This is a genomic window from Roseateles sp. (assembly GCF_965262435.1).
Lineage (GTDB): Bacteria > Pseudomonadota > Gammaproteobacteria > Burkholderiales > Burkholderiaceae_C > Paucibacter_A.
Map to the genome: position 1 here is coordinate 3,138,882 of NZ_OZ253537.1, position 16,198 is coordinate 3,155,079.

The following is a 16,198-nucleotide window of genomic DNA, read 5'->3' on the forward strand; positions in this document are numbered from 1 at the left end:
GCAATAGGTCTGCTGCATGCCTCTGCTTGTATTTCCCTCGCTCTTCTTGCTGACTGCGTCCCTGTCATGAATCTGCTGCGTGCTGCGTCTCTGATCTCCGTCTTCACCTTGGTCTCCCGCATCACCGGGCTGATGCGGGAGCAGATGGTGGCCGCCATGTTTGGCGCAGGCGTGCTGTCTGATGCATTCCTGGTCGCCTTCCGCATTCCGAATATGTTGCGCCGCCTGTTTGCGGAAGGGGCCTTCTCGCAGGCCTTTGTGCCGGTGCTGGCGGCCACGCGCGCCAAGCATGGCGACGAAGCGACCCGCGATTTGATCGATGCCGTGGCCTCGGTGCTGGCATGGGCCTTGGCGGCCACCTGTGTGATCGGCGTGCTGGCGGCGCCGGTGCTGGTCTGGATGCTGGGTTCTGGCATGCCGGGCAAGGGGCAGGACGCGGCCGTGGTGATGACGCGCTGGATGTTCCCTTACATCGGCTGCATGTCCATGGTGGCTTTGGCGGCAGGCATTCTCAATACCTGGAAGCGCTTCATGGTGCCGGCGGTGACGCCGGTGATCCTGAATCTCTGCGTGTTGGCCTTCGGCTGGTGGATGACGCCGGTGGTGGCGGATTGGGGTTACCCACCAATCTATTCGATGGCCATGGGCGTGATGGTCGGAGGCGTCTTGCAGTTGCTGATTCAGTTTCCCGCGCTCCGCCGCATCGGCGTGCGTCCGCGCATTGCGTTTCGCCCCTCGGATGTGCGCCGTGCCAGCACCCACCCGGGTGTGGGCACGATCTTGCGTCAGATGGGGCCGGCCCTGCTGGGCGTCGGGGTTGCGCAGCTCTCGCTGCTGATCAATACGCAGATCTCCAGCCACATCGCTGTCGGTGCCACTTCCTGGCTCAACTATGCCGACCGCTTGATGGAGTTCCCCATGGCCTTGCTGGGCGTGGCGCTGGGGGCGGTGCTGACGCCTCAGCTCTCCTCGGCCCAGGCTGAGGGCGATACGCAGCGCTATTCGGACATGCTGGACTGGGGTCTGCGCCTGGTGGTGTTGTTCGGTCTGCCTTGTGCGCTGGCTTTGCTGGTTTTTGCCGAGCCCTTGGTGGCCGTGCTGTATCACCGCAAGGCCTTTCTGGCCGTCGACGTGGTGAATACCGCGCAGGCGGTCATGGGTTGGGGCGTTGGCCTTCTGGGATTGCTGGCCATCAAGGTACTGGCGCCGGGCTTTTACGCCAAGCAGGACACGCGCACCCCGGTGCGCATCGCCATTGGCGTGCTGGCGCTGACCCAACTGCTCAATCTGGTTTTCGTGCCCTGGGTGGGTGTGGCTGGACTGGCGCTGTCCATCGGCCTCGGCGCCATGGTCAATGCGTTCTGGTTGCTGCGCGGCTTGCGCCGTCAAGGCAGTTACACGCCCGAGCCCGGCTGGGTGCGTTTTGCCCTCAAGGTGCTGCTGGCGAGCACGGCCATGGCCGTGCTGCAATGGCAGCTGGCGCAGCGTCTGGACTGGATTGCTTTGGGTCAGAGTGAAGGTTTGCGGGCCTTGGTCATGGCTGGCAGCCTGGCGGCCTCGGCCCTGCTGTATTTCGGCATCCTGGCTCTGCTGGGTTTGCGCCTGCGTCAGTTCATGCGGCGCGGCTGAAATGGCCTTGGCCCTCTAAACTCACCTTATGAGCTCTTCCTTGCGCCTGGATGCGCCAACCCCGCTGGAGTACTTCGCCACCTTGGTGCAAGAGGACGTCAGCCTGAACTTGCTGGAGGCCGCGGCCTCGCTGGCCCAGGATGAGCAGCCGGCTCTCGATGTGCAGGCGGTGCTGGCCGAGGTCGATGGTCTGGCCCGGCGCCTGCGGCAGCGCCTGCCCGCCGATGCCTCGGCGCAAGTCAAGTTGCGCAGCCTGTGTCGCTTCTTCCATGAGGAGCTTGGATTCGGTGGCAATGTCAACAACTACTACGAGCGTGGCAACAGCTATGTCCACCAGGTTCTTGCGACGCGCCGCGGTATCCCGGTCAGCCTGGCGGTGATCTTTCTGGAGCTGGCCAGTCAGTTGGGCCTGCGGGCTCAAGGTCTGGCCTTCCCTGGGCATTTCCTGGTGCGCGTGCGCATGGGCAATGGCGAGGTCGTGCTGGATCCCTTCAGCGGTGACTCCTTGTCGCGCAGCCGGCTGGATGAAATGCTGCAAGCATTCCGTGGCAGCACCGGTCTGCAGGGCGAGGTGGATTTGCCCGTCGATCTGTTTTTGCAGCCGGCCTCGGCGCGCGACATCCTCGCCCGCATGTTGCGCAATCTGAAGGAGATCCACCGGGCTGCCGGCGACTGGCCGCGTCTTCTGGCCGTGCAGCAGCGTCTGGTGGTGCTGCTGCCGCATGCGGCGATCGAGCGGCGCGACCGCGGGTTGGTGCTCGAATCGCTGGGTCATTGGCCGGCTGCAGCCGAGGACCTGGAGGCCTATCTGGCTCAAGAGCCGCAGGCCCCCGATGGCCCCTTGCTGCAGGAGCGTGTGGCGCAGCTGCGCCAGCGTGGCGGGCCGGCCTTGCACTGATTGAGCAGCGCCTTGGCGAGTGCCATGAGGCGCCGCCCTTAGAATTGCCGCCGCCCCACCCGGGCCTGCTGTCGCTGCGGGTTCCCTGATGGATTTCGAGCTGCGTTTGGTCTTGGAGATGACCCGGTTTTGAAGCAGATTCCGCTTGCCATCGGCCCCGCGCCGATGTTCACCTTTGACAATTTCCTGCCCGGCGCCAACAGCGCGGTCCTGGCACATTTGCAGTCGCTGCGGGCCGGTGCCGTGGCGCCGCCGCCGGTGTTCCTCTGGGGTCTGCCTGGTTGCGGCAAGACCCATGTGCTGCGTGCTTTGGCTCATGCTTGGCAGGACGCCGGCGCTCAGGTTGGCTGGTACGACGCTGACACGCCGCTGCCCTGGGAGCTGCCAAGCCAACCCAGCCTGCTGCTGATGGATGATTGCGAACGTTTCGACGCCGGTCAGCAGCATGCGGCCTTCGCCTTGTTCGTTGAGGCGGCCACCCATGGTCTGGCGGTGGTGGCCAGCGGCAGCGCGCCGCCGGTCGATCTGGCGCTGCGCGAAGACTTGCGCACGCGGCTGGGCTGGGGCCCGACCTTTGCCTTGCAGCCTCTGAGCGAGCAGGAAATGCGCGCCGCCTTGCGCCGTGAGGCCGATCGCCGCGGCATCCTGCTGGCCGATGAAGTGATCGACTATTTGCTGACCCGCTTTGCCCGTGATCTCAAGCATTTGATGCGCTTGCTGGATCGACTCGATGAATTTGCTCTGGCCGCCAAGCGTGCGGTCACGGTGCCACTGCTGCGCCAAATGCTGGCCGATGAAGGAGTTTCTGGATGAGTCAGAACGCAGGACAGGCGCTGACCTTGTTCGATCTCGACGGCACTTTGATTCCGAATGATTCGGACCATGCCTTCGGTAGCTTCATGGTGGCGGTCGGCTGGGCCGATGGGGCTCAATGGCAGGCTCGCAATGATGAGTTCTACGCCCAGTACCAGGCCGGTTGCCTGGATCTGGACGCCTATATCGAGTTCGCCACCTCCGTCTGGCGCCGCCGTCCACTGGCCGAGGCCCTGGCCATGCGTGAGCGTTTCATGGCCGAGGTGATGCAGCCCTTGATCGGTGACAATGCGCGGGCCTTGGTCCGCCGCCATGCCGAGGCCGGGGATTTGCTGGCCATCGTTACCGCGACCAACGAATTCGTGACGGCGCCGATTGCCGCTGCTTTTGGCATCGAGCACCTGATCGCCGTGCGCCTGGCGCGTGATGAGCAGGGTGCTTGCACCGGGCGCATCGAAGGTGTGCCTTCCTTCCAGGCCGGCAAGATCGAGCGTGTCCAGCAATGGCTGGCGGGCTTGGGGCGACAATGGCAGGACTTCGAGCGTGTGAATTTCTACAGCGACTCGATCAATGATTTGCCGCTTCTGGACTTGGTCAGTCACCCGGTGGCCACCAATCCTTCGCCGGCTCTGGCGGACATCGCGTCCGCTCGCGGCTGGCCTCAACTGAACCTCTTCGCATGATCAAAAAATTCATTGACAAGCTGCTGGGCAAGCCTTCCGCCGGCAAGGCCGCCAAGGCGCCGAAGGAAGCGAAGCCCGGGCATGGCTCCCTGGGCAAGCGAGTTGAAGTGGGCGTGTCCGAGCATGGCATTGACCCCAGCCTGCTCGACGAGCGCGCGGTGCGCGTGGTGGAGACCTTGGCCGATGCCGGCTTTGAGGCCTATATCGTCGGCGGCGCGGTGCGCGACCTGCTGCTGGGCATGCGCCCCAAGGATTTCGATGTGGCTACCAACGCCACGCCGGAGCAGGTCAAAGGCCTGTTCCGCCGCGCCTTCATCATCGGCCGGCGCTTCCGCATCGTCCATGTGGTCTATGGCCGCGGGCGCGAACATGAGGTGATCGAGGTCTCCACCTTCCGCGCTCTGCTGGGTCAGGAAACGGCCGAGCAAGTCGCCGGCAACGAGAAGACTTCCAAAGCCGAGTTGGCGGGCAAGAGCCATGTGGTCGATGCCGAGGGTCGGGTCTTGCGCGACAACGTCTGGGGCCCACAGATTGAGGACGCCGCACGTCGCGATTTCACGGTCAATGCCTTGTACTACGACCCGCGCCGCCAGTTGGTGGTCGATTACCACGGCGGCCTGGCCGACGCCAAGAAGCGCGTGCTGCGCATGATCGGCGACCCGGAAGCCCGCTACCGCGAAGACCCCGTGCGCATCATTCGCGCCGTGCGTTTCGCGGCCAAACTGGGCTTTGAGCTCGAGCCCAAGACGCGCGCGCCGGTCAAGGCCAGTGCTGCGCTGCTGGCCAATGTGCCGATCTCGCGCATGTTCGACGAGATGATCAAGCTGCTGCAGACCGGCCATTCTCTGGCCAGCCTGGAAGAGCTGCGCAAGCAAGGCTTGGCGCGCGGCGTGTTCCCCGTGCTTGACGCCATGCTCAATGAGCGCGGTGAGCTGGCCGAAGGCACGCGCGGCGATTTCGTGCGCATGGCCTTTGAAGACACCGACCTGCGCGTGCGCGAGGGCCGCGGTGTGTCGCCCAACTTCATGCTGGCCTGCATGCTGTGGTTCGAGGTGCTGGAGCGCTGGACGCGCCTGCGTGAAGCGGGTGAGCCGGTGGTGCCGGCCTTGCAACAGGCCATTGACACCGTCTTCGATGCCCGCATCGGTGACATCTCCGGTCGCGGCAAGTTGGCCACCGAGATGCGTGAAATCTGGATGATGCAGCCGCGTTTCGAGCGGCGCAGCGGCAGCGGTGTCTACACCTTGATCGAGCAGCCTCGCTACCGTGCCGGCTTCGATTTCCTGCGCCTGCGTGCCGATGCGGGTGAGATCGACCCCGCTCTGGCTGATTGGTGGGAAGACTTTGCCCTCGGCAGCGACGAAGAGCGTGAAGCCTTGCTGGAAGATGTGCGCGAGTTGGAAAAGTCGCAGCGCCGCAGCGCCAAGACCCACCAGCTGCCCCGTAAGGAAGGTATCGGCCCCGTCGGCGCGCCTGATGATGTGGAAGAAGCGCTGTCGGAAGGCAAGGCTCCGGCCAAGAAGCGTCGCCGCCGGCGCAAGCCCGGCGGGCGTGCGGCCGGTGAGGGCGCTGGCAGCGCTGCGCCCGCCGCTGAGGGCGGCAACGGCGAGCTCTGATGCCGACGGCTGCTGGGAAAGGCTCGCGCGAGGTGCGAGCCTTTGTCGGTCTGGGGGCGAATCTCGGTGGTGATCTGGCGGCCACCTTGCGCTTGGCTCTGCGGGATTTGCAGTCCTTGTCAGGCTGCGAGCTCGTGGCTGTTTCCAGCGCCTACCGGAGTGCTCCGGTCGATGCGGGCGGCCCGGACTATCTCAACGCGGTGGCGGAGTTGCGTACCTGCATGAAGCCGCTGGAGCTGCTGGATGCCTTGCAAGCGATCGAGCAGGCCCATGGCCGTGAACGCCCCTATGTCAATGCGCCGCGGACCCTTGATCTTGACCTGCTGCTGTATGGCCAGGATCAGCTCTCGGAAGCCCGCTTGTCGGTGCCGCATCCGCGCCTGCATCAGCGCGCCTTCGTGCTGAAGCCTTTGCTGGAACTGGCGCCCGATCTGCAAGTGCCCGGCCTGCCGCCGCTGCAGGAATGCCTGCTGGCGCTGCAGGACCAGGCGATCGAATGCCAGGGCGCCCTGTGATGGGTTCGGTTACTGGCTGATTTCCTGGGCTGCCTCGACCTGGGACTCGAAGTAGCGCTGGGCGCTGAAGGCGATGGTGGTCATCAGACAGATGCCGCCGATGAAAACGCAGGCCACGACGCCAATCACTGCCGCCCAGCCGCTGGCCTGTCCGCGCTGCCCTGGGTTGTGTTGTGCGTCCCATTTCTCGTCGGATGTCAGGCCATAGACGATGCCGCAAATCATCGCGTTGACCAGCATCAGGCCCAGCCAGGGCATGAGGAGCCAGCTCAGGTGGTCGTCTTGGCCCAGCAGCTCCATGCGCTGCAAGCCATAGAGACCGAGCAGGGTGGGCCAGGGGTGCAGCCAGGCCAGGCGATCGCTGAGCCCGTACAAATAGAAACGATGCAGGCCCAGGCTGCCCAGCAGCAAGGCCAGCCAGGTCGCGACGGTCTTGGACTTGTAGTGAACGGTGCCGCTCATTCCGGGCTGCCTGTGTCGCCGAGGCCGAGCTGCCGCTGCATCAGCACCACATCCAGCCAGCGGCCAAATTTCCAACCCGCACTTTTCAGAACGCCCGTGTCTGTGAAGCCCAGGGAACGGTGCAGGCCGATGGAGCCGAGGTTGTCGGCGTCGCCGATCACGGCCAGCATCTGGCGAGCGCCCAGCGCTTCGCAGCGCGCCATCAGCTCGGCCAGCAGCAAGCGGCCCAAGCCTAGGCCCTGGCTGTCGTGGCGCAAATAGATGGAGTCCTCCAGACAGAAGCGGTAGGCCATGCGCGGGCGGAAATAGTTGGCATAGGCATAGCCCAGCAACTCGCCTTCGCGCTCGGCAACCAGCCAGGGCAGGCCGCGGCTCAGCACCTCGCTGCGGCGGCGCATCATTTCGGCATGGTCGGGCACTTCGGTTTCAAATGTGCCGGTGCCGTGCAGCACAGCATGGGCGTAAATGGCCTGGATGGCGGGGAGGTCGGCTTCCGTGCTGGGGCGCAGGGTCAGGGTACCTGGCTTGTTTGTGATTTTTTCTGCGGGCATATCGTTAGAGATCGGTTGAGCCGAGTTTATAATGCTGGGTTTTGGCCTTGGTCGAACTTATCTGTCATTGCGGCTCGCATTTCGTGGGCAACAAGGGCGTCAAGTGCGGCGTATCTACAGGGCCATCCACGGCAGCCGGTTTCAACAACAAAGCGGGCAGCGCATTGTGCAGTGCAATCCTTGGGATGCGCACTTCAAAAGCACAGCGTGCGGTCAGCGGTTGATGCGACTTGGTGCCACCCCGATCTACTCGCCCTGAGTGTCTCCTGGTGCGATGGATGCAATAGATTCATAGGAAACATCATGGTTGTTATTCGACTGGCTCGCGGCGGCTCCAAGAAGCGCCCCTTCTACAACATCGTCGTGGCCAACAGCCGCCAGCGCCGTGACGGCCGCTTCATCGAGAAGGTCGGTTTCTACAACCCGGTCGCTTCCGGTGCTGCTGAATCCCTGCGCGTCGCCATCGACCGCGTCAGCTACTGGGTGGGCGTGGGTGCTCAGCTGTCGCCGACCGTTGAGCGTCTGGTGACCGAAGCCAAGAAGGCTGCGGTCTAAATGTCGAGAACACCCGGCTCCGATCCGCGCGCTTCCGCCCCCGTCGGTTCCGACGAGCTGGCCTGGCCCGAGGACGCGGTTGAAGTTGGGTGCATTCTTGATGCCTGGGGCGTCAAGGGCTGGTTCAAGGTGCAAGCCTACTCCAGCGATGCCCAGGCCTTGTTTTCCTCGCGGCGCTGGTTTCTCCGTGCGCCCGAGGGCAACGCGCCGGCGGTGGTCAAGGTCAACAAGCCCTTGCCGCGCCTGCTGAAAATTCTCTCGATCCGCGAGCATGGCGAGGGCCTGGTGGCCAACGCGCAGGACTACGCGGATCGCAACGCGGCCGAATCGCTGCGCGGCGCGCGCATCTTCATCTCGCGCTCGGCCTTCCCGGCTGCCGACCCCAATGAGTACTACTGGGTGGACCTGATTGGCCTGAGCGTCAGCAACCGCCAAGGCGAGGTCTTGGGTGAAGTGCTCGGTCTGATCGATGCTGGCCCGCACAGCGTGCTGCGCATCATGCCGCCCGGGCTGACTGCGCCGATCAAGCCCGATCAAGAGCGTCTCGTGCCATTTGTGGCTGCCTTCGTCGACGATGTCGATCTCGAGCAGCGTCAGATCACGGTTGATTGGGGCCTGGACTACTGAGTCCGTTGCGGCGCAGACATGTCGCCGCATCCATTGCTGTCGGCTTCTTTGTTTCGGCCATCGGCCATCTGTCCGCCATGCGCTTCGACATCCTGACCTTGTTTCCCGAACTGTTCGGTCCGCACCTGAGTCAGGGCGTGACACGCCGTGCTTTCGAGAGCCGTCAGGTCGATGTCCATCTGTGGCAGCTGCGCGATTACGCCAGCGACAACTACCGCCGCGTCGACGATCGCCCATTCGGTGGTGGGCCGGGCATGGTCATGCTGGCCGAGCCGCTGGAGCGCGCACTTGCTGCTGCCAAGGTGGCGCGGCAGGAGGCGGCTGTGGCGGAAGCTGCGCCGGCCATCATCCACTTCAGCCCCACCGGGCGGCGCATGGATCAGGCCTTGGTGCAGGAGCTTGCGGCAGGGCCCGGTGCGGCTCTCCTCTGTGGCCGTTACGAGGGCATGGATCAGCGCTTTCTGGATCGCCATGTCACGCTGGAGCTGAGTCTCGGCGACTTCGTTCTGTCCGGCGGCGAACTGCCGGCCCTGGCCCTGCTTGATGCCGTAGCGCGCCTGCAAGAGGGTGTGCTCAATGATGCCCAGTCCCATGTGCAGGATAGTTTTTCCGATGGCCTGCTTGACTGCCCGCATTACAGCCGGCCCGGAGTACTGAGTGGCTTGCCGGGTCAGGTCGAGGACCTGCCGGTGCCCGCGGTGCTGATGTCCGGCCACCATGCGCAGATTGCCCGCTGGCGCCGTGAACGCTCGCTTGAAATCACCCTGCGCCGCCGCCCGGATCTAATCACTGCGGCGCGCGCGGCAGGGCGCTTGAGCAAGGCCGACGAGCGATATCTATCACAGCTTCAGGCCGCTTCATCGAGTGCTCCTGCGCCCTGAGTTTGGATCACGGCAAAAGCGCGCTATAATGGCGGGCTGTCCGATCCTCTGGCGGGTCGAGGTGAGATCAAAAGCTGCAAAGTTCCTTGATCCCACATGCCGGTGAAACAAGGAAGTGCGCTCAAGTCGCGAGTTGCGGGAACGCAAATCGCTCTGGCACATGACCCGACGCCACCGGCGCCATTTTCAGCAGTCTTTGGGTTTCAAGTGAGACCACAAAGCGTCGGCGCCGCCACGATCACATGGAGAACCACATGGACTTGATCCAAACCCTTGAGCAAGAAGAAATTGCTCGTCTGAACAAGACATTCCCGACTTACTGCCCTGGCGACACCGTCATCGTCAGCGTCAACGTCGTTGAAGGCACTCGCAAGCGCGTGCAGGCATTCGAAGGCGTCGTGATTGCCAAGCGCAACCGCGGCCTGAATTCCAGCTTCATCGTGCGCAAGATCTCCAACGGCGAAGGCGTGGAGCGTACGTTCCAGCTGTACAGCCCGCTGATCGCTTCGATCGAAGTGAAACGCCGCGGCGATGTGCGCCGTGCCAAGCTGTACTACCTGCGCGACCGCTCGGGCAAGTCGGCACGTATCAAGGAAAAGTTGGGCTGATCCAGGCAACTGGGTTTCCCGACGAAAAAGCCGCCTTCGGGCGGCTTTTTTTTGCCCGATTTTCGTTTGCTACCCGGCCGGTGTCGCCCCTGCCAGACCTTATGCTGATGCCATGAGCCGAGCTCCCATTCTTGACCCCCGCGCCGTGCCTGTGACGCAGGTCGACTCGGATCTGCCGCCGGTGGCCGGGGACCGCCTGACAGCCACTGCACTGCGGCAGCGTTTTGCCCGGCCGCCGACCTGGCAGCCCGAGTTGGCGGGCGACGGCGGCCGCTTCAGCGAGCGCGAGCCCGCTGCAGCTGCCGTGTTGCTGCCCCTGGTGGAACGCTCTGACGGCCTGCATCTGCTTTTGACCCGGCGTACCGAGCATCTGCGCAACCATGCCGGACAGATCAGTCTGCCGGGCGGCAAGACCGAAGCCTCGGACCCAGATGCCTCAGCCACGGCACTGCGGGAAACCGAAGAAGAAATTGGTCTGGCCCGCCGGCACATCGAGGTGCTGGGAAGCCTGCCGATCTACACCACGGTGACTTCCTTTCTGGTCACGCCCGTGGTCGCTTTGGTGCAGACCGGCTTCGAGCTGCGCCTGGATCATGGCGAGGTCGACGAGGCCTTTGAGGTGCCGCTGCAGTTTCTGATGACGCCGGCCCACCACCGCCATCATCACTTCGAGTTTGCCGGCGGGCAGCGACAGTTCCTGTCCATGCCCTGGTCCGGCCTGGCGGGCGAACGAGACGACTTCATCTGGGGCGCGACGGCCGCGATTCTGCGCAACTTCTACCGCTTCCTTTCAGCCTGAGCAACTGCGCCCGCTATCATCCCGGCCCATGAACTTCTTCGCGGTCCTTCTGGCATTGCTGTGCGAGCAGCTCAAACCTTTGCGCCATGGCAATGGCATCCATCATGGCGTGATCAGCTGGGTGCGCTGGACCGGGCGCAATTTCGACGCCGGTGACGAGCATCATGCGTCGGTGGTCTGGGCGATCACGGCGCTGGGGCCGGCCTTGCTGACCTCGGCGGTCTATTTGGCCGTGCATCACTTCAGCGTGCTGCTGGCTCTGGCCCTCGATGTCCTGGTGCTTTATCTGACTTTGGGCTTCCGCCAGTTCAGTCACTACTTCACAGACATCCGTGACGCACTGGAGCGGGGCGACGATCAAGAAGCGCGACGTCTTCTGTCGGAATGGCGCCATCTCGACGCCAGCGAGCTGCCGCGCACCGAACTGGTTCGCCACGCGATCGAGCATTCCCTGCTGGCTGCGCACCGCCATGTGTTCGGCGTGTTCTTCTGGTTTGTGGTCTTGTCCACGCTGGGCTTGGGCCCGGCGGGGGCCGTGTTGTATCGCATGGCCGAGTTTGCCAGCCGCTACTGGGCCTTCAAAAGCCGCACGCTGGACGCACCAACCAATGAGCGCCTGATGTTGCTGTCGCGCCGTTTGTTTGGCTGGATCGACTATTTGCCGGCCCGTTTCACCGCGACCGGCTTCACCATCGTTGGCAATTTCGAAGAGGCTGTGAACGGCTGGCGCCGTGATGCCGGCCTCTGGCTGCATCCCAACGAAGGCATCATCCTGGCTTCGGCCGCCGGTGCATTGGGTCTGCAATTGGGGGGTGTTGCGGCGCCCGGCGTGACGCCAGATCGCAGCAAGACTTTTGAGGCCGGCGTTGATGCCGACGCCACCCGAGCCGATGGCAGCACGCCGGGTCAGCCGGCCCAGTTCGGCCATTTGCAAAGCGTGGTCGGCCTGATCTGGCGTTCGGTCGTCCTGTGGATGCTCTTGCTGGCTCTGTTGACGCTGGCCAATCTGGTCGGTTGAAACTGCGGTTTCTTGGCGGCGCTTCGCCGCAAGGGCCGGATTGGCTGGTTTTTTTGCCTTGTTTTCGGTGATTGCGGGCCCGCGGACCCGACATGATTGGGCAGTCGCTGCCTTCAAGCATTAAAGTGGATGCATTCAAGTTGCGTGAAGGAGTTGTCGAAATCCTTCACATGTACTGGTCGCTTGCTGTGCGGTCTGTTGCTTCAGATCCAGCCTTGGGTAGGCCAGCCCTGCAAAGTCTCTCTCGTGGAGGTTTGCCATGATCAACGCAGTTTCAAGTCTCAATGAGTCTCCCGGCGCTGCCCCGGCGGTGCCCTCCCGTGCCAGCGTCGGCGATGAAGTTCAGCGGCGGCGCAGCCTGCCCGCCAAGCTGGAAACCAACTTGAGCGAGGCCGAGTCCGCCGTGGTGGCCATCTCCAGCGAAGGCGCGCGTCGCGCTCAAGCGGCTCCCGTCCGTCAGGGGCCACAGAGCCCACCCAGCACACCCGCGGTGGCACAAGAGGCATCGCCCGACAAGGATTCCGCCCCTATCAGCCTTCCCGCTGACAACCCTTCCAGCGCTCAAGTCGCCACAGCGAGCACCACTGACGAGTCTGCCAGCAAGGTGGCTGGTGGTGCCGCTGGCAACGCCAAGCAAACCCAGGCGGACCTGAGTACGCCCAACTTCGATGAAGCCGATGCCAATCAGGACGGCGCCGTCGATGTGATGGAGCGCAAGATTTATGACTTCAACTACCCGACGCTGGACGGCAAGAAGTCGGCGCAGCCGGAGTCGGCCGCTGAGGCCACCCGGCGCCAGACCTTGGTCGAACTGAAGGCCTATGAGGATGTGGCCCGCAGTGGCCGCAGCTACTGACGATACGCTCCCATAGCGACCATGAAAAAGGCCCGCAGCTGCGGGCCTTTTGTTTGCTTGCTCGAATGTGTTGGGCCCCGGTCGATGGGCGGGACCCTACAAGCGCTCAGGCCGTGGCCTGAATACCTGCAATCGCCCACTCGCGGCTTTCGTCCAGGGGGCGAACCAAGTGCCAGACCTCGTCGAAATTCTCGGCGGCGGCCTCGCTCTGTTCGCGAATCAAGCCCCAGAAGCGCACGCTGACGATTTGTTGGCCGTTTTCCTGCACACGCTCGATCACACGAGCGTCCAGCTGCAGCACATCGGTGCGTTGTACCGCGCCCTTGCGGTCCAGCAGCTCTTGCTGCACGGCGCCATACATTTCGGGCGTCGTGAAGCGGCGCAGGTCGGTCTGGTCGCCAGCGTCATTGGCCGCTTGCAGTCGGATGAAGACGCGCTTGGCCAATTGCTCAAAGGCCGCGTCTTCGCTGTTGCCGGCCGCTGCCTGTGCTGCTGGGGCGGTCTGCACGGCTGCCAGTGGGGTCACCGAGGCCGGCTGCTGCGCGGGGCTTGGCTGCGCTGTCTGGAAGGGCATGGGCATGGGCATGTTGTTGCCGCTGCCATTGCCTGCACCGGCACCAGCGTATTGCATGCCCGGCGCCTGGGCCTTGGCGCCGCCGAAGCGCCGCATCAGGAAGGTCACCAGCAGCAGCACCGCGCCACCGATCAAAAGCATGGTCATGATGTTGGCCAGAGCTCCGCCCATGCCAAAGTGGCTGGCCAGGGCAGCCAGGCCCAAGCCGGCCGCGAGGCCAGCGATCGGGCCCATCCAGTTGCGCTTGGGCGCAGCGGCTGCGGCGCCGGCAGCGGCAGGCACAGCAGGAGCCGCTTGTTGCGGCGCGGGCGCAGCCTGTTGGGCTGGCGGGCTGGCTTTGCCGGCGTCACTCTGGCTTGGGGTCGTCCGCTTCATGCCGGCCGAACCTCCGCCGCCCAGGCGTTTGGCCTCGGCATCGAAGGACGTCAGGCTGAGGGCCGAGACTGCGGTCAGGGCGATCAGGGCAGACAAAAAAGCACGTTTCACAAAATCTCCTTGCGGCCGACAACGGCCTGGTCGCTAGATGGGGGGCATGAACGAAACTTCAAGCATCCCGCACATCGGCGATGACTGTAGAGCCAAAGCCGGGTGTGTTCAGAAAGCCCACAATCTTTGTGGCTGCTTGCTCAGGGCTCATCAGCTGGCCGCCGCTCTTGAAGTCGGCAAACACCTGTTGGTTGGGGAACTTGGCCGGGTCAGCGCTGCGCAGCTGCAACTGCATGTCGGTGTCGATGATGCCGGGCGCCAGAGAGGCGATGGCTGCGCCCTGTCCGGCGGGTTTGGCTTCTTCGTCCAGCGCCATGGCGCGGGAGAGGTTGTCCATGCCGGCCTTGGCCGCGCAGTAGGGCGCGCTGCCGGCCATGGCGCGGCGACCCAGGCCGGAGGAAATGTTGAGGATGCGTCGGTTCGACCCCAGGGCTACCGTGCCGCGCAAGAAGGCGCTGCTCAGCAGCAGCGTGGCCTCCAAGCCCACTCGCAATGCCATGGACAGCTCGGCCAGTGGCACGCCGTCCACGGGGCCGGGCGTGCTGACCACGCCTGCGTTGTTGATCAAGGTGGCGCGCTGGAAACGGGCCAGATCCTGCTGCTCCAACCAGGCCAGCAGGCGTTCGGCAGCGGCCAGAGGTTCGGCCAGATCAGCCTGCCATTGCTCTAGAGCCAGGCCACGGGTTTCTGCCGCACGCTGCAAGGCATCGCTGCGGCCGCGTGAAATGCCAATCACCTGGTGCTCGGGCGCCAGCAGCTGCAGGGCGATGGCCTCGCCCATGCCGCGCGAGGCGCCGGTGATGATGAAGAGTTCTTGGGGGGCAGTCATGGCGGCTCCAAACAGTGGGTGGAATTCAGGCCTGGCGTGCAAACACCAGCAGCAGATTGTTGGCCGGCAGCTTCAGGCGCTGACGCAGCTGCAGGCCGGCGTCGTGCGCGCAGGCCTGCACTTCGTCGAGGCTGCGCAGGCCCCAGGCGGGGTTGCGACTGCGCAAATCGGCATCGAAGGCCAGATTGCTGGGTGCCGTCGGCTCGCTCGGCACGACAAAGGGGCCGTAGACCGTCAGCAGGCCTGTTTCGGCCAGATGCCGGGACGCACCCTGAAACAGCGCGGCGCTGCTGGACCAGGGCGAGATGTGCAGCATGTTCGCGCAGTGGATCAAATCCAACGGCAGATGCTCGGCGGGCAGGTCCCAGTCGCTGTTTTGTACATCCAGCGCCAGGGCCGCCGGGCCCTGTGGCCACCAGGCGGCAATGGAGGCGCGGGCCTCGGGCGAAGGGTCGGAGGCCAGCCAGTGCCAGCCGGGCAGGCCTGCCGCGAAATGGGCGATGTGCTGACCACTGCCGCTGGCGATCTCCAGCGCCCGGCCATTGGGCGGCAGCAGGGCCTGCAAGGCCTCCAGCAGGGGCTGCTTGTTGCGCTCAGCGGCGGGCGAGTGCAGGGCGCTGGGCGAGTCGGGCAGGGTTGAGGACATCAAAACTCCGGTGGGCAATCGAAACACCAGCCGCGTTCGGGCAGGCTGAGGTGGCAGGCGTGCAGCAGCAGACGCGGAGCCGGGTCTTCGGGTGCGTACAAGGCATCGCCGACGATGGGGTGTCCCATGGCCAGCATATGCATGCGCAATTGGTGGGTGCGGCCGGTGATGGGCTCCAGCTCGACACGGGTGCAGGCCTGCCCCTCGTGCAGCTCATGGCCAAGCATGCGGTAGCGGGTCTGTGAGGGCTTGCCGTGTTCGAAGCAGACTTTTTGGCGCGGGCGCTTCGGCCAATCGGTGATCAAGGGCAGGTCGATCAGCTGCCAGCCCTCGCCACACGCCAGGGTGCCACGCACGACCGCGATATAGCGCTTGTGCACACGTCGCTCGGCAAAGTCCAGGCTCAGGCGGCGCTGCCAGTCGGGGCCACGGGCCAGCAGCAGCAGGCCCGAGGTGGCCATGTCCAGGCGGTGGACGATCAGGGCTTCGGGAAAACGGGTCTGGGCGCGGTGGATGGCGCAGTCTTGCTTGTCTTCGCCACGACCAGGCACGGACAGCAGGCCGCTTGGCTTATTCAGCAGCAAGGCTTCGTCGCGCTCGGCGAAGAGATTCAGAAACGGGTCCAGAAACGGTGCCGGGCTCACGCTCAGAACTGGTCCACCCAGCCCGACTGCAGGGCCGATTGCGGGTTGGAGCCGGCCGCGCGCACGGTGGACAGGGCCGCTTCACGCGGCAGCCCCAGGCTTTTCAGCACGCAGGCGGCCACCGTGCCGGTGCGGCCGATGCCGGCGGCGCAGTGCAGCAACACCTGCTCGCCCAGCACCAGGCTGTGGGCGATCTGCTCCACGCCTTGGCGGAAGGCTTGCGGGTCGGCGCCCAGGCCGAAGTCGCGCATGGGCAGGTGCTGCCATCTGAAGGGCAACCGGCCCTCTGCGATCGCCTTGTGATAGCCGGGTGAGAGCTGGGCCACTTCTTCCAGCGGATTCAGGCAGACCACCAAATGCAGCTGGCGCAGCCGGGCTTCGTCAAGGAAGGCGGGCCAGGATTCCAGCCGGCCGGGCATGGACTGCAGCCACAGGCGGCCGGGGATTGGGCTGCCCAGATCGGGGACGGGGACGGGACGAAAAGGCATGGCGTCAAGAGAAACAGGGA

Annotated in this window: 20 protein-coding genes; 13 read left to right on the forward strand and 7 right to left on the reverse strand. The window is 64.6% G+C overall.

The features are described 5' to 3' along the window. The first annotated feature begins 66 nt into the window (after positions 1-66). The 6 genes from murJ (at position 67) to folK (ending at position 6,154) form a co-directional block, all read left to right on the forward strand. Positions 67-1,629 carry a murein biosynthesis integral membrane protein MurJ gene (gene murJ, locus ACQY39_RS13560; protein WP_428507035.1) on the forward strand — a complete coding sequence of 521 codons (1,563 nt, stop codon included), beginning with the start codon at positions 67-69 and terminating at the stop codon, positions 1,627-1,629. A gap of 28 nt (positions 1,630-1,657) precedes the next feature. Then, positions 1,658-2,527, forward strand: coding sequence for a SirB1 family protein (locus ACQY39_RS13565; RefSeq protein ID WP_428507037.1), 870 nt, complete (start codon positions 1,658-1,660; stop codon positions 2,525-2,527). A gap of 129 nt (positions 2,528-2,656) precedes the next feature. After that, on the forward strand, positions 2,657-3,340 hold the full coding sequence (hda, locus tag ACQY39_RS13570; protein ID WP_428507039.1) for a DnaA regulatory inactivator Hda: 684 nt from the start codon (positions 2,657-2,659) through the stop codon (positions 3,338-3,340). Beyond that, complete coding sequence (locus ACQY39_RS13575) at positions 3,337-4,023, forward strand: HAD family hydrolase (protein ID WP_263564162.1); 687 nt, start codon at positions 3,337-3,339, stop codon at positions 4,021-4,023. Before hda ends, ACQY39_RS13575 begins: the two co-directional genes overlap by 4 nt. After that, positions 4,020-5,639 (forward strand): polynucleotide adenylyltransferase PcnB, encoded by a 1,620-nt coding sequence (gene pcnB, locus ACQY39_RS13580; RefSeq protein WP_428507041.1) that lies wholly within the window; start codon positions 4,020-4,022, stop codon positions 5,637-5,639. The genes ACQY39_RS13575 and pcnB overlap by 4 nt, the downstream gene beginning before the upstream one ends. Beyond that, on the forward strand, positions 5,639-6,154 hold the full coding sequence (folK, locus tag ACQY39_RS13585) for a 2-amino-4-hydroxy-6-hydroxymethyldihydropteridine diphosphokinase (RefSeq protein ID WP_428507043.1): 516 nt from the start codon (positions 5,639-5,641) through the stop codon (positions 6,152-6,154). The genes pcnB and folK overlap by 1 nt, the downstream gene beginning before the upstream one ends. 9 nt (positions 6,155-6,163) lie before the next feature. On the opposite strand, the gene ACQY39_RS13590 is transcribed toward folK, so the two are convergent. Together ACQY39_RS13590 and ACQY39_RS13595 are read right to left on the reverse strand one after the other, a co-directional pair. Beyond that, the gene (locus ACQY39_RS13590; protein WP_428507045.1) at positions 6,164-6,616 is read right to left on the reverse strand and encodes an NINE protein; all 453 of its coding nucleotides are present in this window, start codon (positions 6,614-6,616) and stop codon (positions 6,164-6,166) included. Beyond that, positions 6,613-7,167, reverse strand: coding sequence for an N-acetyltransferase family protein (locus ACQY39_RS13595; RefSeq protein ID WP_428507047.1), 555 nt, complete (start codon positions 7,165-7,167; stop codon positions 6,613-6,615). The genes ACQY39_RS13590 and ACQY39_RS13595 overlap by 4 nt, the downstream gene beginning before the upstream one ends. A 303-nt stretch (positions 7,168-7,470) precedes the next feature. Here ACQY39_RS13595 and rpsP point away from each other — a divergent pair, with 303 nt between their 5' ends. From rpsP to ACQY39_RS13630, 7 genes are all read left to right on the forward strand, one after another. Further along, positions 7,471-7,722 carry a 30S ribosomal protein S16 gene (gene rpsP / locus ACQY39_RS13600; protein ID WP_263517583.1) on the forward strand — a complete coding sequence of 84 codons (252 nt, stop codon included), beginning with the start codon at positions 7,471-7,473 and terminating at the stop codon, positions 7,720-7,722. After that, entirely contained in the window at positions 7,723-8,349 is a 627-nt protein-coding gene (rimM, locus tag ACQY39_RS13605; RefSeq protein ID WP_428507050.1) for a ribosome maturation factor RimM, read from the forward strand. A gap of 77 nt (positions 8,350-8,426) precedes the next feature. Further along, positions 8,427-9,230, forward strand: a complete 804-nt coding sequence (trmD, locus tag ACQY39_RS13610) for a tRNA (guanosine(37)-N1)-methyltransferase TrmD (RefSeq protein WP_428510809.1) — start codon at positions 8,427-8,429, stop codon at positions 9,228-9,230. Positions 9,231-9,484: 254 nt separating this feature from the next. After that, positions 9,485-9,838 carry a 50S ribosomal protein L19 gene (gene rplS / locus ACQY39_RS13615; protein WP_263517580.1) on the forward strand — a complete coding sequence of 118 codons (354 nt, stop codon included), beginning with the start codon at positions 9,485-9,487 and terminating at the stop codon, positions 9,836-9,838. A gap of 112 nt (positions 9,839-9,950) precedes the next feature. Then, positions 9,951-10,637 (forward strand): NUDIX hydrolase, encoded by a 687-nt coding sequence (locus tag ACQY39_RS13620; RefSeq protein WP_428507052.1) that lies wholly within the window; start codon positions 9,951-9,953, stop codon positions 10,635-10,637. 28 nt (positions 10,638-10,665) lie between these two features. After that, a complete protein-coding gene (locus tag ACQY39_RS13625) occupies positions 10,666-11,655 on the forward strand; it encodes a CobD/CbiB family protein (RefSeq protein ID WP_428507054.1) in 990 nt (329 codons plus the stop codon). A 259-nt stretch (positions 11,656-11,914) separates the two neighbouring features. Next, positions 11,915-12,511 (forward strand): hypothetical protein, encoded by a 597-nt coding sequence (locus ACQY39_RS13630; protein WP_428507056.1) that lies wholly within the window; start codon positions 11,915-11,917, stop codon positions 12,509-12,511. Between the two features lie 106 nt (positions 12,512-12,617). Here the strand turns inward: ACQY39_RS13630 and ACQY39_RS13635 are convergent, their stop codons facing one another. The 5 genes from ACQY39_RS13635 to ACQY39_RS13655 are packed head-to-tail and all read right to left on the reverse strand — an operon-like array spanning position 12,618 to position 16,178. Continuing rightward, positions 12,618-13,571, reverse strand: coding sequence for a Tim44 domain-containing protein (locus ACQY39_RS13635; protein ID WP_428507058.1), 954 nt, complete (start codon positions 13,569-13,571; stop codon positions 12,618-12,620). A 58-nt stretch (positions 13,572-13,629) separates the two neighbouring features. Continuing rightward, entirely contained in the window at positions 13,630-14,400 is a 771-nt protein-coding gene (locus tag ACQY39_RS13640; RefSeq protein WP_428507060.1) for an SDR family NAD(P)-dependent oxidoreductase, read from the reverse strand. Between the two features lie 25 nt (positions 14,401-14,425). Continuing rightward, positions 14,426-15,046, reverse strand: coding sequence for a DUF938 domain-containing protein (locus ACQY39_RS13645; RefSeq protein ID WP_428507062.1), 621 nt, complete (start codon positions 15,044-15,046; stop codon positions 14,426-14,428). Then, positions 15,046-15,690, reverse strand: coding sequence for a pseudouridine synthase (locus ACQY39_RS13650; protein ID WP_428507064.1), 645 nt, complete (start codon positions 15,688-15,690; stop codon positions 15,046-15,048). Before ACQY39_RS13650 ends, ACQY39_RS13645 begins: the two co-directional genes overlap by 1 nt. Positions 15,691-15,692: 2 nt before the next feature. Then, complete coding sequence (locus ACQY39_RS13655) at positions 15,693-16,178, reverse strand: protein-tyrosine phosphatase family protein (RefSeq protein ID WP_428507066.1); 486 nt, start codon at positions 16,176-16,178, stop codon at positions 15,693-15,695. Positions 16,179-16,198: the final 20 nt, after the last annotated feature.

Bases quoted from the DNA above. Each gene is read 5' to 3' on its own strand.
- murJ (WP_428507035.1), top strand. From the start codon at position 67: ATGAATCTGCTGCGTGCTGCGTCTCTGATCTCCGTCTTCACCTTGGTC.
- ACQY39_RS13565 (WP_428507037.1), top strand. From the start codon at position 1,658: ATGAGCTCTTCCTTGCGCCTGGATGCGCCAACCCCGCTGGAGTACTTC.
- ACQY39_RS13575 (WP_263564162.1), top strand. From the start codon at position 3,337: ATGAGTCAGAACGCAGGACAGGCGCTGACCTTGTTCGATCTCGACGGC.
- pcnB (WP_428507041.1), top strand. From the start codon at position 4,020: ATGATCAAAAAATTCATTGACAAGCTGCTGGGCAAGCCTTCCGCCGGC.
- folK (WP_428507043.1), top strand. From the start codon at position 5,639: ATGCCGACGGCTGCTGGGAAAGGCTCGCGCGAGGTGCGAGCCTTTGTC.
- ACQY39_RS13590 (WP_428507045.1), bottom strand. From the start codon at position 6,616: ATGAGCGGCACCGTTCACTACAAGTCCAAGACCGTCGCGACCTGGCTG.
- ACQY39_RS13595 (WP_428507047.1), bottom strand. From the start codon at position 7,167: ATGCCCGCAGAAAAAATCACAAACAAGCCAGGTACCCTGACCCTGCGC.
- rpsP (WP_263517583.1), top strand. From the start codon at position 7,471: ATGGTTGTTATTCGACTGGCTCGCGGCGGCTCCAAGAAGCGCCCCTTC.
- rimM (WP_428507050.1), top strand. From the start codon at position 7,723: ATGTCGAGAACACCCGGCTCCGATCCGCGCGCTTCCGCCCCCGTCGGT.
- trmD (WP_428510809.1), top strand. From the start codon at position 8,427: ATGCGCTTCGACATCCTGACCTTGTTTCCCGAACTGTTCGGTCCGCAC.
- rplS (WP_263517580.1), top strand. From the start codon at position 9,485: ATGGACTTGATCCAAACCCTTGAGCAAGAAGAAATTGCTCGTCTGAAC.
- ACQY39_RS13620 (WP_428507052.1), top strand. From the start codon at position 9,951: ATGAGCCGAGCTCCCATTCTTGACCCCCGCGCCGTGCCTGTGACGCAG.
- ACQY39_RS13625 (WP_428507054.1), top strand. From the start codon at position 10,666: ATGAACTTCTTCGCGGTCCTTCTGGCATTGCTGTGCGAGCAGCTCAAA.
- ACQY39_RS13630 (WP_428507056.1), top strand. From the start codon at position 11,915: ATGATCAACGCAGTTTCAAGTCTCAATGAGTCTCCCGGCGCTGCCCCG.
- ACQY39_RS13640 (WP_428507060.1), bottom strand. From the start codon at position 14,400: ATGACTGCCCCCCAAGAACTCTTCATCATCACCGGCGCCTCGCGCGGC.
- ACQY39_RS13645 (WP_428507062.1), bottom strand. From the start codon at position 15,046: ATGTCCTCAACCCTGCCCGACTCGCCCAGCGCCCTGCACTCGCCCGCC.
- ACQY39_RS13655 (WP_428507066.1), bottom strand. From the start codon at position 16,178: ATGCCTTTTCGTCCCGTCCCCGTCCCCGATCTGGGCAGCCCAATCCCC.